At 70.2% G+C, this 15,028-nt stretch carries 14 protein-coding genes and 1 pseudogene; 8 read left to right on the top strand and 7 right to left on the bottom strand.

Annotated features, from left to right (window positions below; translation table 11 throughout):
* Positions 1-45: 45 nt before the first annotated feature.
* Together ACUKCB_RS15715 and ACUKCB_RS15710 are read right to left on the bottom strand one after the other, a co-directional pair.
* Positions 46-1,050: a threonine aldolase family protein gene (locus tag ACUKCB_RS15715; protein WP_473036364.1), complete on the bottom strand. Its 1,005-nt coding sequence runs from the start codon at positions 1,048-1,050 to the stop codon at positions 46-48.
* A 94-nt stretch (positions 1,051-1,144) separates the two neighbouring features.
* Complete coding sequence (locus ACUKCB_RS15710) at positions 1,145-1,774, bottom strand: DJ-1/PfpI family protein (protein WP_473036363.1); 630 nt, start codon at positions 1,772-1,774, stop codon at positions 1,145-1,147.
* A gap of 401 nt (positions 1,775-2,175) precedes the next feature.
* On the opposite strand from ACUKCB_RS15710, the gene ACUKCB_RS15705 reads away from it, so the two are divergent.
* Entirely contained in the window at positions 2,176-3,552 is a 1,377-nt protein-coding gene (locus ACUKCB_RS15705; protein WP_473036362.1) for a GntP family permease, read from the top strand.
* Between the two features lie 24 nt (positions 3,553-3,576).
* Here the strand turns inward: ACUKCB_RS15705 and ACUKCB_RS15700 are convergent, their stop codons facing one another.
* Positions 3,577-4,287 carry a FadR/GntR family transcriptional regulator gene (locus ACUKCB_RS15700; protein ID WP_473036361.1) on the bottom strand — a complete coding sequence of 237 codons (711 nt, stop codon included), beginning with the start codon at positions 4,285-4,287 and terminating at the stop codon, positions 3,577-3,579.
* 142 nt (positions 4,288-4,429) lie between these two features.
* On the opposite strand from ACUKCB_RS15700, the gene ACUKCB_RS15695 reads away from it, so the two are divergent.
* Both ACUKCB_RS15695 and ACUKCB_RS15690 read left to right on the top strand, forming a co-directional pair.
* Positions 4,430-4,945 (top strand): gluconokinase, encoded by a 516-nt coding sequence (locus ACUKCB_RS15695; protein ID WP_473036360.1) that lies wholly within the window; start codon positions 4,430-4,432, stop codon positions 4,943-4,945.
* A gap of 100 nt (positions 4,946-5,045) precedes the next feature.
* Entirely contained in the window at positions 5,046-5,540 is a 495-nt protein-coding gene (locus ACUKCB_RS15690; RefSeq protein ID WP_473036359.1) for a hypothetical protein, read from the top strand.
* A gap of 115 nt (positions 5,541-5,655) precedes the next feature.
* Here the strand turns inward: ACUKCB_RS15690 and ACUKCB_RS15685 are convergent, their stop codons facing one another.
* Positions 5,656-6,057: a hypothetical protein gene (locus ACUKCB_RS15685; RefSeq protein WP_473036358.1), complete on the bottom strand. Its 402-nt coding sequence runs from the start codon at positions 6,055-6,057 to the stop codon at positions 5,656-5,658.
* Between the two features lie 340 nt (positions 6,058-6,397).
* On the opposite strand from ACUKCB_RS15685, the gene ACUKCB_RS15680 reads away from it, so the two are divergent.
* The 5 genes from ACUKCB_RS15680 (at position 6,398) to ACUKCB_RS15660 (ending at position 12,430) form a co-directional block, all read left to right on the top strand.
* Positions 6,398-8,068, top strand: coding sequence for an ABC transporter substrate-binding protein (locus ACUKCB_RS15680; RefSeq protein WP_473036357.1), 1,671 nt, complete (start codon positions 6,398-6,400; stop codon positions 8,066-8,068).
* Between the two features lie 180 nt (positions 8,069-8,248).
* Positions 8,249-9,253, top strand: coding sequence for an ABC transporter permease (locus ACUKCB_RS15675; protein ID WP_473036356.1), 1,005 nt, complete (start codon positions 8,249-8,251; stop codon positions 9,251-9,253).
* The gene (locus ACUKCB_RS15670) at positions 9,253-10,251 is read left to right on the top strand and encodes an ABC transporter permease (RefSeq protein ID WP_473036355.1); all 999 of its coding nucleotides are present in this window, start codon (positions 9,253-9,255) and stop codon (positions 10,249-10,251) included. Before ACUKCB_RS15675 ends, ACUKCB_RS15670 begins: the two co-directional genes overlap by 1 nt.
* 2 nt (positions 10,252-10,253) lie before the next feature.
* Positions 10,254-11,324 carry an ABC transporter ATP-binding protein gene (locus tag ACUKCB_RS15665; RefSeq protein WP_473036354.1) on the top strand — a complete coding sequence of 357 codons (1,071 nt, stop codon included), beginning with the start codon at positions 10,254-10,256 and terminating at the stop codon, positions 11,322-11,324.
* Positions 11,321-12,430, top strand: coding sequence for an ABC transporter ATP-binding protein (locus ACUKCB_RS15660; RefSeq protein WP_473036353.1), 1,110 nt, complete (start codon positions 11,321-11,323; stop codon positions 12,428-12,430). Before ACUKCB_RS15665 ends, ACUKCB_RS15660 begins: the two co-directional genes overlap by 4 nt.
* Before the next feature lie 43 nt (positions 12,431-12,473).
* Here ACUKCB_RS15660 and ACUKCB_RS15655 read toward each other — a convergent pair whose 3' ends face one another.
* From ACUKCB_RS15655 to ACUKCB_RS15645, 3 genes and pseudogenes are all read right to left on the bottom strand, one after another.
* On the bottom strand, positions 12,474-13,538 hold the full coding sequence (locus ACUKCB_RS15655) for an IS110 family RNA-guided transposase (RefSeq protein WP_473036352.1): 1,065 nt from the start codon (positions 13,536-13,538) through the stop codon (positions 12,474-12,476).
* Positions 13,539-13,885: 347 nt separating this feature from the next.
* Complete coding sequence (locus ACUKCB_RS15650) at positions 13,886-14,605, bottom strand: hypothetical protein (protein WP_473041163.1); 720 nt, start codon at positions 14,603-14,605, stop codon at positions 13,886-13,888.
* A 66-nt stretch (positions 14,606-14,671) separates the two neighbouring features.
* A pseudogene (locus ACUKCB_RS15645) lies at positions 14,672-14,938 on the bottom strand (type IV toxin-antitoxin system AbiEi family antitoxin domain-containing protein); the annotation flags it as partial.
* Between the last annotated feature and the right edge of the window lie 90 nt (positions 14,939-15,028).

The following is a 15,028-nucleotide window of genomic DNA, read 5'->3' as shown; positions in this document are numbered from 1 at the left end:
CGAGGCTCCTCCAGGCGCGGATTCGTTCACACCGGGCGAGCATCCTCAGAGCTCCGCGACGGCCCTCTTGATCGCCCCGGCCGCCTCCTCGACGTCGCTGTCGGTGATCTCCAGGCTCAGCACCAACCGGATCCGGGAGCCCCCGCCCAGCCCGCGGACCCCCTGCTCGGCGAACGCCTCCGCGTACCGGGCCGCCTCCCCCTCGGGGGTCGAGACCAGCACCATGTTGGTCCGGGCGACAGCGGAGATCCCCGGCAGGCCGTCCACCCGTTCGGCCAGCCTGCCCGCACGTTCGTGGTCCAGCACCACCCGCTCCCGGTGGTGGCGCAGCGCGTACAGGGCGCCCGCGGCGATGATCCCCGCCTGGCGCATGCCCGCGCCCAACAGTTTGCGGCCCCGTCTGGCCCGCCGGATCGTGTCCGCGTCACCCGCCAGCGCGGAGCCCACCGGGGCGCCCAACCCCTTGGAGAAACAGACCGACACCGTGTCGAACCCCCGGGCCACCTCCCCGGGGGAGACCCCCAGGTGTGTGGCGGCGTTCCACAGGCGGGCCCCGTCCAGGTGGGCGCGCAACCCGTGCGCGTGCGCGAAGTCCGTCACCCGCCGCTGCTCGGCCAACGGCACCACCCGGCCGGTGAAGGTGTTCTCCAGCCAGAGCAGGGCGGGGTCGGCCCGGTGGACGTTGCCGAGTCCGGAGATCCAGGACTCCAGCAGTTCCTGCGGGGGGAAGGGGTCGCCCGAGTACAGGCGGGGCAGGACCCGGGAGAGCACCACCGCGGCACCTTGCTCGTCCCCGATGAGGTGGTGGTGTTCGTGTGCCCACACCTCCTCGCCGCTGCGGGTGGACACGTACAGCCCGAGCTGGTTGGCCATGTGGCCGGAGGGTACGTAGAGGGCGGCCTCGTGGCCCAGGAGGGCGGCGGTCTCCTCTTCCAGGGCGCGCACCGTCGGGTCCTCACCCCACACGTCATCGCCCACCTCGGCCTCGGCCATGGCCCGGCGCATGTCGGGGGTCGGACGGGTCAGGGTGTCCGAACGCAGGTCGATCAAGGGTCCCCCCGGTGTGGTGCGGTGCCGTCGCGAGTACGCGGTACTGCCCTGACGATACTGGGGCGGGTGGTGACCGAATTCCGCCAGGTGCGGATCAGCCCTCGTCCGCCAGGCTCAGGCGGGCGCTCCCCTCGTGCAGGGCGTGCAGCCGGTACCAGGCGTCCAGGGTGCGGGCGGTGTGGACGTCGAGTCTGGCGAGGACCTCGCGGGCGAACTCCACGGCGGCGGTGGGTCCGGCGGTGACGAGGTCGGTGTCGGTGACCGCCAGTTCCGACCGGTACCGGTGCGCGCCGGCGTACCCCGTCGCCAGCAGTTTCTCCCGGGTGCCGGTGTGGTCCCGGTGGTCGAGCAGGCCCTCCCGGGCCAGCCCTGCGGTGGCGTCACCGATCGCGGCGACCGGAATTCCGGCGTCGAGGAAGATGCCCGCCGCCGAGGCCAGCGGGGCCATCATCTCGGGGGAGGAGTCCCACTCGGGAGCGCCCGGCAACACCAGCATCGCGCTGGCCGAGGGCTTGAGCTGCGGCAGTGCCAGGTCCGGCAGAACGGTGAGTCCGCCCGCCGTCGTGACCGGCGCCCCGGTGAACCCCACCGTGAGGACCCGGCGGCTCCCGGTGCCGTGCGGACCGATGCCCGCCCGCGCGTGGGCGACCGCGTGACCGTACTGCCAGTCGGCCATCTGGTCGTAGACAGCCAGGTGGAGGGGGGTGCGGGGCTCAGCGTTCATGGCACGAGGTTGGGGGCAGGGGCGCCGGGGTGTCAATTTTCGGAAACCGGGTCCCCGGAGGCCGCTGCGAGCGGCTCCGGTTTTATTCGCCGGTGCCATGAAAAAACCGTTCTGACCCGGGCGGGGCACGGGCCCGCAGCGGTCGTACCCCACGGGCGGGGGAGCACCGGGCCGCGGGATCGCTCCGGACCGGAGGCGGATCGGTGGCGGGATGGCTGTGCCGGAGGTGTCTCCCACGGATTCCAGGCCTGTGACCTGCGTCTCCATCACAAAATCGAAACCTGGAGTTCACATGGGATCACAAATGGTATTACCATTCTCGGAGCCTGGTCCAAGAGCAGGTCAAGGGCGTGTTCCGACACGGCCGAGCACCACCGTCCCGTCCACTGGAAGGCTCCGTCGTGGAGAACTTCGCACCCGTCTACGGCACGGGTCCCCTCCTCGGAATCGCGGCAGGGGCCATCGCCCTCCTGCTGTTCCTGATCATCCGCTTCAAGCTGCACGCGTTCATCGCGCTGGTCCTGGTCAGCGTGCTCACCGCCCTCGCGGCGGGGATCCCGGTCGACGGGGTGGTGCCCACCCTCCTCGACGGGTTCGGCGGCACGCTCGCCAACGTGGCCCTGCTCGTGGGGCTGGGCGTGATGATCGGACGCATGCTGGAGGTCACCGGCGGTGCGGCCGTCCTGGCCGGGGCGCTCATCAAGCTGTTCGGTGAGAAGCGCGCGCCCCTGGCGCTCGGCGCGGCCTCGCTGCTCTTCGGCTTCCCGATCTTCTTCGACGTCGGCCTCGTGGTCATGCTGCCGATCGTCTTCAGCGTGGCCCGCCGCCTCGGCGGCTCCGTGCTCACCTACGCCCTGCCCACGGCGGGCGCCTTCGCGGTCATGCACGCCTTCGTGCCGCCGCACCCCGGACCGGTCACCGCCGCCGTCGAGATCGGCGCGGACATGGGCCTCACCCTGCTGGTGGGCGTGGTCCTGGCCATCCCCACCTGGTACCTGGCCAGCTACCTCTACGGCCTCTGGGCGGGCAGGCGCTTCCAACTCCCCGCCCCCGACGACGTCACGGCCGACGGCGAGGTCACCCACGAGAACCCGCCGCGTCTGGCCACCGTCCTCAGCATCCTGCTGCTGCCGATGCTGCTCATCTTCGCCAACACCGGCACCGGAACCCTCGTCGCCACCGGGACCCTGTCCGAGGGCGCCGTCTGGGTCCAGTCACTGCTGCTGCTCGGCCAGACGCCCATCGCACTGCTCATCACCGTCATCTACGCGATGGCCGTGCTCAGCAGGGGCCGCTTCACCCGGCAGCGGGTCGAGGAGATCGTCGGCGGCGCGCTCGGTCCCGTCTGCGGCATCATCCTCATCACCGGCGCCGGCGGCATGTTCGGCGGCGTCCTGCGCACCAGCGGGATCGGTGACGCACTCGCGGGCAGCCTGGAGTCCACCGGGATGCCGGTCATCGTCGCTGCGTTCGTCATCGCCCTCGCGCTGCGCGTCGCCCAGGGGTCGGCCACGGTCGCCCTCACCACGGCCGCCGGGCTGGTCGCCCCGGCCGTGCAGAACACCTCCGGGCTCAGCTCGATCGACCTGGCCCTGATCGTGATCGCCATCGCCTCCGGCGCGACCGCGCTCTCGCACGTCAACGACTCCGGGTTCTGGCTGGTCGGGCGCTTCCTGGGGATGGACGTCAGGACCACGCTCAGGACCTGGACCGTGATGGAGACCCTGATCGGCTTCATCGGCTTCGGGTTCGCCTTCGGACTCCACCTGATCCTGTGACCCGGGGCGCGGGCGGGATCCGGGTCAGGGCGAAGGCGGGCCGTCACCCCTGAGGGCATCCGCGACCTCGGTGACGATCGACCGCATCGCCGCCTCGGCCACGTCGGGCAACCCGTCCCGGATGGCCTGTGCCACCGCCGTGTGCAGGCGCAGTGCCTCCGGGCGGGGGTTGTGCGGCATCAGGTCGTAGGAGGTACGGCCGACCAGTACCTCGGTCACCACCTCGGCCAGGCCGGACAGCATCTCGTTGCCGGACAGCTCCAGGATGCGGCGGTGGAAGACCACGTCGAGTTCGAGGAAGGTCTCCAGCTCGCCGGCCCGGCCGGTCCGGGACATCTGCTCGGCCACCACCACGAGCTGGGCCCGCTCGTCGGCGGGGCCGCGTTCGGCGGCCAGGGCGGCGGCGCCCGGTTCCACCGCGGCGCGCAGTTCGTTGAGCGAGCGCAGCTGCTCCATCCGGCCCGAACCGGTCAGGCGCCAGCGGATCAGCTGCGGGTCGAAGACGCTCCAGTCCCGCTGGGGCCTGACCCGGATGCCGGTCCTGGGCCGGCTGACCACCAGCCCCATCGATTCCAGGACGCGGACCGCCTCGCGGGCGACCGTCCGGGACACCCCGAACTCCTGCTCCAGCCCCTGGAGGGTGAAGGCGTGCCCGGACACGTACTCACCGCCGGCGATCGCGGGGCCGAGGACCGCCAGCACCCGGTTGTGCAGCGTTCGGTGCTCGGTCGCCATCGTCGTTCCCCGTTGCTTCCCAGGTTTCGTTCGCCCCGGCCGGGCCTGGCCGGAGTCTCAGGCTGAAGCCTAGCCGGATTGATTGATACCACTATTGGTGGCGGCGTCGCGGCCGTGCGGCGAGCCAGGACACGGAGAGATCATGCACTTTGTCTTCATGGGCGTATCCGGCAGCGGTAAGACCAGTGTCGCCGAACGGGTCGCAGAGCGGCTCGGGCTGCCCTTCGCGGAGGCCGACGACTTCCACCCAGAGGCCAACATCGCCAAGATGTCCTCCGGGACGCCGCTGACCGACCTCGACCGGTGGCCCTGGCTGCGCGAGCTGGCCGGGTGGATCGCCGAGCACGAGGAGCGGGGCGAGTCCACGGTCATGGCCTGCTCCGCGCTCAAGCGCACCTACCGGGACGTGTTGCGGACCGGGGCCCCCGGGGTGAGCTTCCTCCACCTGCACGGGCCCTCCGAGGTGGTCTGGGAGCGGATCGGGGCCAGGGAGGACCACTTCATGCCGCCCGCCCTCCTCCGCTCCCAGATGGAAACGCTGCAAAGGCTCGGCCCGGACGAGGCCGGCGTGGAGCTGGACCTGCGCGGTGACCTGGACTCGCTCGTCGCTCAGGCCCTGGAGTACGTGTCGGGTCGGCTGCGCGTCACACAGGACTGAGCAGAGGTTTTCGTGTGGATATGTGACGATATGGCAACCGTGTGTTCGGGAGATCGTGCTCCACTTGTGTAGTGCGCCCCGGCGCGCGACCCTGTTCGTCATGCAAGACACCCAAACGTCCCCTGTCTCCTCCGCCTCCCGGCCCTTCAGCGTGGTTCCGGCGCCCCGGCAGAGCATTCTCGCCGCACGCCACCCGGGCGTGCGACCCCCGCAGGACGTTCGGCAGACCTGTGTCCTGATGTTCGTCGCCGCCGCCGGGTACGCCCTGCTGGCCTACCAGTCCTGGACGATGCTGGACGCCGGCGCTCCCGGCCCGGTCGTGAGCGATCTGCGGTTCCTGCTGGTCCTGGCCGCGCTGGTCGCCCTGGGGATGGCCGTGCTGGCGCTGCCCGTGCGCCGTGCGGGCCACGTGCTGTGGCGATCGGCCCAGTTCGGGGCGCTGGTCGCGCTCGGCACGGCCGTGTCCGCGCTGTACACGGCCGGCAAACTGGCGGACACCCCGATGCTGGGTGCTGGGCTGCTGGCGACCCTCTTCGCGATCATCGTGAACATCGCGCTGTGGAGCACCAGCGTGCGCCGCTGGTGCGGTCTGTAGGTCCGCGGAGGACCGGTACGCCAGGGGCCCGGTGGGGCGGGAGCACTCCCGCCCCACCGGGCCCTTCACCATGCGGGGGACGTGCTGCGGCCGACCCGGGCCCGCCCCGGTCGGATCAGTCCTCCTCGCCGTCGGCCAGGACGTGCAGGCGGGCCAGGTGCTCGCTGTCGTCCTGGCCGTGCCGGGTCGTGTAGAGCTCGCGTGCCTCGTCGGCGATGTCGCCGACCTCGTCCTCGAAGCCGTAGTCGAGGAGGTCGTCCAGCAGGTCGAGCGCCCGGTGCAGCGGATCCCCGTCGTCGGGGTCCTGGGCCGAAGCCGCGGAGGAGTGCTCCGTGGTCCGGGACAGCACGACGGCCCGGGCCTCCTCCACCGCGCTCTCCGCTCCGGCCGCGGCGCTCAGGCGGATGCGTGTGATGGGGTCCTCGTCGGCGACGAGCATCAACTGCTCGGCCAGCCAGGCGCTGTCCTGGCCTTCGAGGAACGCGGTGAGGTCCGCGTCGTCAAGGGGAGTGTTCATCCGCAGATCATAGGACGAGCAGCGCCTTCGCGCGGCCCCCGGGCGGACCCGGGAAGCGGACACAACGTCGAAAAGGTTATTCGTCCCATGGTCGGATAAAGGAATTGGCAATGGTGGTCGGGCGAATGTCCGGGGGATGCCGGAGCAAACCCGGAGTGCCCGCGGAGACGGACCTCGGTTGAACACCTGTGGGTCAAAAACCGACCTATGGATCACGGCACAGATCTGAAACGGTTGTATTAATACCAAGCCGTCTACCTTCCCAGGCGGTCATGGTGCGGTTTAGGGTCCGACTCATCGTTCAGGGACCCGACCCCCCGGCCCCACACTGAGGTGGACCATGTTCACGAAGTCTTCCCGAAATCCGCTCGGCCTCCTGGCCGCCGCGGCGTCGCTCACGCTCGTGGCGACGGCCTGCGCGGAAAGCGACCGAGACGCCTCTGACGGCGGCGAACAGCCGTTCGTCTTCGCCTCCGCCGGCGACATCGCATCGCTCGATCCCTTCCTCGCGACCGACGGAGAAACCTTCCGTTACAGCCGCCAGGTCTTCGATACCCTTCTGCAGCACGAATCCGGCGGTTCCGAAATCGTCGGTGGACTGGCCGAGACCTGGGACCAGTCCGAGGACGGAACCGTCTGGACCTTCGGCCTCCGTGACGGCGTGGAGTTCCACGACGGAGACGAACTGAACGCCGAAGCGGTCTGCGCCAACTTCGACCGCTGGTTCAATCTGACCGGTGCCTACCAGAGCTCCAACAACTCGTACTACTGGCAGAAGATCTTCGGTGGTTTCGCCGAGAACGAAGAGGACCACGCCCCGCCGGAGCCGCGTTTCGTCTCCTGCGACGCCGAGGACGAGCTCACCGCCGTCATCGAGGTCAGCGAGTACTCCTCCCTCTACCCGGGTGGTTTCAGCCTCGCGGCCTTCGGCATCATGAGCCCCAGCAGCCTGGAGGCCATGGAGGGCCAGGAGATCGGTGGTGAGGAGGGCAACCCGACCCTGCCCGAGTACAGCCAGGTCCCGGGGACGGTCGCCGGTACCGGTCCGTTCACGGTCCAGGAGTGGAATCAGGACCAGGGCGAGATCACCCTCAACCGCTTCGACGGCTACTGGGGCGACCCGGCGGGCTTCGAGACGATGATCATCCGGGCCATCCCGGACGAGAACGCCCGCCGCCAGGCGCTGGAGGCCGGCGACATCCACGGCTACGACCTGGTCGCTCCGGCGGACGTCGCCCCGCTCCAGGAGGCGGGCTTCGAGGTGCCCACCCGCGACGTGTTCAACGTCCTCTACCTGGCCTACCAGCAGGACCACGAGGCCCTGGCCGACCTGGAGGTCCGTGAGGCCCTCTCCCACGCGGTGAACCGCCAGCGCATCGTGGACACCATCCTCCCCGAGGGCGGCGAGGTCGCCACCCAGTTCCACCCGGACACCCTCGACGGATGGTCCGAGGACGTGCGCGAGTTCGAGTACGACCCGGACCTGGCCCGGGAGACGCTGGCCGACGCCGGTTACGGGGAGGGGGAGCTGGAGGTCGAGTTCTGCTACCCCACCGAGGTCACCCGTCCCTACATGCCCGCCCCCAAGGACATCTTCGACGTCATCACGGAGGACCTCCAGGAGGTCGGCGTGACGGTCGAGGCCACCTCCTACGAGTGGGCCGAGTACATCAACCAGACCGACAGCGGTAACTGCCCGCTCTACCTGCTCGGCTGGACCGGTGACTACAACGACGCCTACAACTTCATCGGCACCTGGTTCGCCGGCCCCAGCAGTGCCTGGGGCCTGGATGACCAGGAGCTGTTCGACCGGATGGCCGAGGTGAGCTCCAACCCGGACGCCGAGGAGCGCGTCGCCGGCTACCAGGAGCTCAACGAGATGGTGATGGACGTCCTGCCGGGCCTGCCCATCTCCAGCTCGCCGCCCTCCATCGCGTTCTCCGGGGACGTCAACCCGCCGAACGTCAGCCCGCTGACCCAGGAGAACTTCGCCGAGGGTTCCTGGAAGTAGTCGGACCCCCTCTCCCCGACCCGGGAGAGGCACGCACCGGGCCCGGCCGGCCCAGACCGGCCGGGCCCGCCTCGCAGGACCCCTCCCTTCCCGTACCTCCGGGGCCCACGTACATCCCGCCACACCCCGGCGGGGACGCTTCGCGTCCATCGTTCCCACCACTGGCGAAAGGCGGCGAAGGTGCTGCGATTCATCGTCAGGCGACTCCTACAGCTGATCCCCACACTGGGCGGCCTGTCGATCCTGCTGTTCGTCTGGCTCCAACGGTTGCCGGGCGGTCCGGAGTACGCCCTCCTCCCCGACGACGCGACCGCCGAACAGCGCGCCGCGCTACGGCGCTCGCTCGGCCTGGAAGAACCCGTCGCGGTTCAGTACCTGGCCTTCCTCCGTCGCATCATCCAGGGCGACCTGGGAACCTCCATCCAGACCGGGCGCCCCGTGCTGGAGGAGTTCCTCCTCCGGTTCCCCGCCACGTTCGAACTCGCCGTGACCGCGATGCTCATCGCCGTCACGGCCGGTCTGCCGCTGGGCTACCTCGCCGCGCGCCGTCGCGGCACGGTGCTGGACTTCGCCGCCGTCGGCGGCTCCCTCCTGGGTATCTGCACACCGGTGTTCTTCCTGGCCTTCATCCTCAAGGTGATCTTCGCCGAGCGGCTCGGCGTCTTCCCGTCGGCCTTCCGGCTCTCTCCGGGGCTCAGCCGCACCGACATCACCGGATTCGTCGTCCTCGACGGCCTGATGACCCGGGAATGGGACGTCGTCACGGACGCCCTCGCCCACCTGGTGCTGCCCGGGCTCGCGCTGGCCTCCATCCCGCTCGCCGTCATCACCCGGATGACCCGGGCCAGCGTCCTGGAGGTGATGGGCGAGGACTACGTCCGCACCGCCAACGCCAAGGGCCTGCACCGCACGACCGTGCGCACCCGCCACGTGCTCCGCAACGCCCTGCTGCCGGTGGTCACCGCCGTCGGCCTGCTGGCCGGAAGCCTCTTCGCCGGAGCGGTCCTCACCGAGAGCGTCTTCGCCTTCCCGGGCATCGGATCGTTCGTCTACGAGGCCACGCAGAACCGCGACTACCCGGTGCTCACCGGGTTCATCCTGCTCATCGCCACCATGTACGTGTTCATCAACCTCCTGGTCGACATCTCGTACAGCCTCCTCGACCCGAGAGTGCGGGCCCAGTGATGCCTACGACACCGAGCACCAACCCGTCCCAGGTCCCGCTCCACCAGCGCAGGGCCGCCAAGGTCGACCGACTCGCCGAACTCATGGGCGAACGGGGCGACGAGGGCCACGGCGCCGGGATCTGGCGCGAGGCTCTCCAACGGATGCGCCGCAGCCCGATGGCGATCACCGGAGCGGCCATCGTCGCGCTGTTCGTCGTCGTGGCGCTGCTCTCGGAGTTCATCGCCCCCTACGGCGCCACCTCCCAGACCTGGGGCGGCGAGGTCTTCCCCAACCGCAACGAGTTCGTCGGCCCGCGGGCCGAGAACTGGCTGGGCCTGGACCACCTGGGCCGGGACATGTTCTCCCGGATGGTGATCGGCGCCCGTCAGACCCTCCTGGTCGGCGTGGTCGCCACCCTCGTCGGATTCCTGTTCGGCGCGCTCCTCGGCGGTGCCGCCGGCGCCTGCTCGGTCCTGGGCGGCCGGTGGGGGCGCCAGGTCGACAACGTCGTCATGCGCGTCATCGACATGATGCTGGCCATGCCGACCCTGCTGCTGGCCGTCACCGTCGCCGCCCTGGTCGGGCCCAGCCTCACCACGGTCATGGTCGCGGTCGGCGTCGCCCAGATCCCGATCTTCGCCCGCCTGCTGCGCGGGGCGATGATCTCCCAGGGCAGCCGCGAGTACGTTCTGGCCGCCGAGGCGCTGGGCGTGCGCAGGCACAGGATCGCCCTCACCCACATCCTGCCCAACTCCATGGGCCCGGTGATCGTGCAGTCCACGCTCACCCTGGCGACCGCCATCATCGACGCGGCCGCACTGTCCTACCTGGGCCTGGGAAACCCGGACGCCTCCTCCCCCGAGTGGGGGACGATGCTCTCGGAGGCTCAGCGGTTCCTGTCCAGCGCACCGTCCCTGGCCGTCTACCCGGCCCTGGGCATCATCATCACCGCGCTCGGCTTCACCCTGCTGGGTGAGGCGCTGCGGGAAGCGCTCGACCCGAAGTTGAGGAAGTGACCATGACTACCAGCACACCGCTGCTGGCGGTGGACGAGCTGTCCGTGGTGTTCCACCGGAAGGGGCAGGGCGAGACGCGCGCCGTCGACGGTGTCTCCTTCGCCCTGGAGGAGGGCCGGGTCACCGGCCTGGTCGGCGAGTCCGGCTGCGGCAAGAGTGTCACCTCCCTGGCCCTGATGGGACTGCTGCCGGACCGGGGGGTGAAGGTCGGCGGGAGCGCCCTCATGCGCCTGCCCGACGGAGAGCAGGACCTGTTGAAGGTCTCCCAGCGGCGGATGCGCGACCTGCGCGGGTCCCAGCTGGCGATGATCTTCCAGGACCCGCTCAGCTCGCTCAACCCGGTGGTCCCCATCGGCGTCCAGGTCACCGAGATCCTCAGGCGGCACCGGGGCATGCGCGGCGCCGCCGCCCGCAAGGAGGCCGCCGACCTGCTGCACCGGGTGGGCATCCCCGACCCGACCCGACGCCTGGGCGAGTACCCGCACCAACTGTCCGGCGGTATGCGCCAGCGCGCGCTCATCGCGATGGCGGTGGCCTGCCGGCCGCGGCTGATGATCGCGGACGAGCCCACCACCGCCCTGGACGTCACCATCCAGGCCCAGATCCTGGAACTGCTCAGGGACCTGGTCACCGAAGAGGGCACCGCCCTGCTCATGATCACCCACGACCTGGGGGTGGTGGCCGGGCTGTGCGACGAGATCAACGTCCTGTACGCGGGCAAGGCCGTGGAGACCGCCCCGCGCGGCCCGCTGTTCGCCGACCCCGCCCACCCCTACACGGTGGGCCTGCTCGGCTCCATCCCCCGTCTGGACGCGCCGCGCGGCGACCCGCTCACCCCGGTGCGCGGTTCGGTCAACGACAACATCGCCTGGGCGGACGGGTGCGCGTTCGCCCCCCGCTGCGACCACTACACGATGGAGTGTCTCCAGGGGCCGCCCCCGCTCGTCGCGGCGCCCGGTCAGGAGGAGGGCCCCGGCCACATCCACCGGTGCGTGAACCCTGTCGGCCGCACCGGCCCGGACCGACCCGAACCGGAGATCCCGGCCGCGGCGAGTGAGGAGGAGCGGGGATGAGCCTGCTGGAGATCAGGGACCTCAAGGTCCACTTCCCGATCAGGCGCGGGGTGGTCGTCGACCGCACCATCGGTCACGTGCGCGCCGTGGACGGGGTGTCGCTGGGCATCGAGCGCGGCCGTACCTACGGCCTGGTCGGCGAGTCCGGCTGTGGCAAGACCACCCTGGGTCGCGCGGTCCTGCGGCTGAACGAGATCACCCACGGCGAGGTCTGGTTCGACGGGCGCGACCTGGCCGGGCTCGACCCGGAGTCGATGCGCCGTGAGCGCGCCAACCTCCAGATGGTCTTCCAGGATCCGCTGGGCAGCCTCAACCCGAGGCAGAACATCGGGTCCATCCTCCTGGAGGGCCTGCAGACCCACGGGATCGGCGGTCCCTCCGACGAGGAGGCCCGGGGGCTCACCCGCAGGCAGCGGCGCGCACGGACCGCGCAGGACCAGCGTCGCCGGGTGGTGGCGGCGCTGGAACGGGTGGGCCTGTCCGCCAAGGCGCTCCAGCGTTACCCGCACGAGTTCTCCGGCGGTCAGCGCCAGCGCATCGGCATCGCCCGCGCCCTGGTCCTGGAACCCGACCTGATCATCTGCGACGAGCCCGTCTCCGCGCTGGACGTGTCCATCCAGGCACAGGTACTCAACCTCCTGGAGGAGCTCCAGGACGAGCTGGGGCTGACCTACCTGGTGATCGCGCACGACCTCGCGGTGGTGCGGCACGTCAGCGACGTCGTGGGGGTGATGTACCTGGGGTCGCTGGTGGAGGAGGCCACCGGCGACGAGATGTACGGCTCTCCGGCGCACCCCTACACCCGGTCGCTGATGTCGGCGGTGCCGGTACCGGACCCGACGGTGGAGGACACCCGGGAGCGCATCCTGCTCGCCGGTGACCTGCCCTCGCCCGCGGACCCGCCCCCGGGCTGCCGTTTCCACACCCGGTGCCCGTGGCGGCAGGAGGAGCGCTGCGACACCGAGCGCCCCGAGCTGCGCCCCCTGCACGGTGTGCGGGGCAGCGGTACCCACCGGGTGGCCTGCCACTACGCCGAACAGATCCTGTCCGGGCAGCTCCGGCCGAGCGCGGACCAGGCGGAACGGATCGTGCGCGGGGCGGGCTGAGCCGGGGCGAACGCGCTCTCCCATCCGCCGTGACGCTTCTATGTCAAGTGGCGGGCTGAAGAGAGACAACAGCCCGCTCTCTCACCACTTGATCAGCGACCATCGCCCGATACACCACATCCATCAAATGCCGTTTCAACGCCCGATACGCACCCTTGGTGCCCTTGGCCTCCTGCCGGGAACGCACGAACTCCCGGGCCGGCCCATGGAACCGGGCCTGCACCACAGCGATCGAGTGCAGCGCCCGGTTCACCTGCCGGTTCCCACCCCGATGCAACCGGTGCCGCTGGCGCCCCGAGGAGAACACCGGGATCGGCGCGCACCCCGCCCACCGGGCCATCCTCGCCGAGGTCTTGAACCGCGACACGTCCCCTACCTGCGAAAGCAACACCGCAGCCCAGACCACACCCACACCACGAATCCCCAACAGGTTCGGCGCCAACGGCTCCACCAACTCCTTGAGCCGCCGCTCCACCCCAGCGATACGCACCAACAGCGTGTGCACCTCACCCAGCTGCTCGGCCAGCGCCCATCGCACCACCTCACCCAGCTCGGCCCCCTCCACCAGCGCACGCACCCGTCCCACCTTGGCCCGGGTGGCCAACGCACCCTTGCCCAGGTTGTGGTCCAGTTCCCGGTGCAGCATCGCCAGCACCCGGTTGGTCAGGGCCACCCGCCGCCGCACCAGGTCCTGGCGCAGATCCACCAGCACACGCACCTGCCGCACCAGCGGATCGAGACGGTGGCGGGCCAGATCAGGGTCGGCCATCGCCGCGCGGGCCACCGCCACCGCGTCGATCACGTCGGACTTGGCGCCCACCGCCCCGCTCAGGCGGCGGTGGGCGGCCATCGCGCGCGCCGGCACCCACACCACTTCCTGGCCCGCCCCCAACAAGGCGTCAGCGATGGCCCGGCCCAGCCCGGGGCCGCCCTCGATCGCCCACAACACCGGGGCATCGCCCGCCAGAGGGCGGATCCAGGCCAGGAGCTCGCCCAGGGCCTGCGGGCCCGCGGTGACCTTCTTGGCAGTGCCCAGCCGGGTGCCGTCATCGGCCAGCGCGAGGGCCTGGTGCATGTTCTTGTGCGGATCGATGCCCACTGTCACCATGGTGGTGTCCTGTCTTTCCTTTGTTCAGGAACGGGACGACTACCAGGGCCCTGGCCCGGGGGACAGATCTACTGTGAGTTATCGGCTGCACAGGCTTCTATGAGGTCACTCCCGCGGCCAGGGTCTTGGCCTGCGGGTGCTGGTGGACAGGTCACGACAAGGTCCACGTGGGACAGATCTTGCTGGAGTCACCCCAGCCCCGCTGTCGGGCGGCTCCCGTCGAAACCCTCCCGACACACACCAGGATGAACCAGTAGATCTTGCTACCAGGGGCAACTTCGGCGCCCATTTCGCTTCTGGTAGCAAGATCACGGGCCACGGGCCGCAGGTGTGCTCTGGGGAGGTGCCTATCCTCCCGCGCGGGTGATGGCGGCGAGAATGTACTGGGGCCGATTCAGGTCCTGCCAGGTGAAGCGGACGATGCGCACACCCGGATGCCAGCGCTGGAGGGCGTTCTGCCGCTCCCGGTCCCTGAGCAGTGCCCTAGGCAGGCCGTGCGGACCGTGTCCGTCGGCCTCACCGATGAGCTGGTACTCCTCCCACCAGAAGTCGGCGATGCCGATGGTACGGCCGAGGCCGTCTCGAAAGCGGTGCTGCAGGTCCGTCGGAGGCGCTCCTCCGTCCACGCAGATCAGGCGCACGCGGGTCTCCAGAGGGCTCTCGGCGCGCCCGTCGGCCAGGGGCCACCACCGGCGAACGTTCACACAGCCCTTCCGTCCTCGGTTGGCCAGCTCCAGTTCCTCCACGTCCTCTTCGAGGATGAGTCCACGGTGCAGCGCGGAGTCCATGAGGCAGACAGCGGTCTCCCGATCCACCCGCAGCAGGGTGTCACGCAGGGTCCTGCCGGGGTCGGTCAGGCGGATGCCCGTCGTTGTGGCGACCTCGCCCGGAGATACCTGCCAGCTGTGCAGGGTGATGCGATGGTGGTGACGCTGGGCTCCGAGCGCGGGGATGACCATGTGAACGGTCCGTCCGTCCCACCGCGGAAGACCCTGCATCCCCCACAGGAGTGCGGCGGTCTCGCCACCGGCGAAGGCGTCCGGTCCGAGAGCCAGTTGGGCGGCCATGGCTGCCGAGCGAAGGTGCCCGTCCGAGCCGGAAGGGGCGGTCAGGCTTCGTACGGAGTAGACGCCGGTGTGCGGGCGCCCCCATTCACCATTGCGAACAAGGCGGCGCGCGTCGCTCTTGGTGACACCGGCGGCACGGGCCTGTCCCCAGCTGAGTACTCCGTGCTGCCGAGCGGCGACAGCGAGAGCGGAGCCGGGGACCGCACGGGTACCGCGCGCGGCAGGGTACGGATGGGTGCGCCGTCGCTGAGCGGTAGCGGTGGGTCGCCCCGGTGCGTGGAGCCTGGACTGTTGCGGGGCGATGAGACCACGGCGGGGTTCGGGAGGGGTCATGCCTTCAGAATGCGGTGGAGTCCCTTCGGAAGCGAGACCCTGTTGCCAGGCTGTGGATAACCCCCTGTATCTTCCGTGATCTTGCTACCA

The organism is Nocardiopsis moroccensis, from assembly GCF_055763695.1.
This window is presented reverse-complemented; position numbering and strand designations above follow the sequence as displayed.

Excerpts from the sequence above, each read along its gene's own strand:
- ACUKCB_RS15710 (WP_473036363.1), bottom strand. The coding sequence starts at position 1,774 with ATGAACGCTGAGCCCCGCACCCCCCTCCACCTGGCTGTCTACGACCAG.
- ACUKCB_RS15700 (WP_473036361.1), bottom strand. The coding sequence starts at position 4,287 with ATGGCGACCGAGCACCGAACGCTGCACAACCGGGTGCTGGCGGTCCTC.
- ACUKCB_RS15695 (WP_473036360.1), top strand. The coding sequence starts at position 4,430 with ATGCACTTTGTCTTCATGGGCGTATCCGGCAGCGGTAAGACCAGTGTC.
- ACUKCB_RS15690 (WP_473036359.1), top strand. The coding sequence starts at position 5,046 with ATGCAAGACACCCAAACGTCCCCTGTCTCCTCCGCCTCCCGGCCCTTC.
- ACUKCB_RS15685 (WP_473036358.1), bottom strand. The coding sequence starts at position 6,057 with ATGAACACTCCCCTTGACGACGCGGACCTCACCGCGTTCCTCGAAGGC.
- ACUKCB_RS15680 (WP_473036357.1), top strand. The coding sequence starts at position 6,398 with ATGTTCACGAAGTCTTCCCGAAATCCGCTCGGCCTCCTGGCCGCCGCG.
- ACUKCB_RS15670 (WP_473036355.1), top strand. The coding sequence starts at position 9,253 with ATGCCTACGACACCGAGCACCAACCCGTCCCAGGTCCCGCTCCACCAG.
- ACUKCB_RS15665 (WP_473036354.1), top strand. The coding sequence starts at position 10,254 with ATGACTACCAGCACACCGCTGCTGGCGGTGGACGAGCTGTCCGTGGTG.
- ACUKCB_RS15660 (WP_473036353.1), top strand. The coding sequence starts at position 11,321 with ATGAGCCTGCTGGAGATCAGGGACCTCAAGGTCCACTTCCCGATCAGG.
- ACUKCB_RS15655 (WP_473036352.1), bottom strand. The coding sequence starts at position 13,538 with ATGGTGACAGTGGGCATCGATCCGCACAAGAACATGCACCAGGCCCTC.
- ACUKCB_RS15650 (WP_473041163.1), bottom strand. The coding sequence starts at position 14,605 with ATGGCCGCCCAACTGGCTCTCGGACCGGACGCCTTCGCCGGTGGCGAG.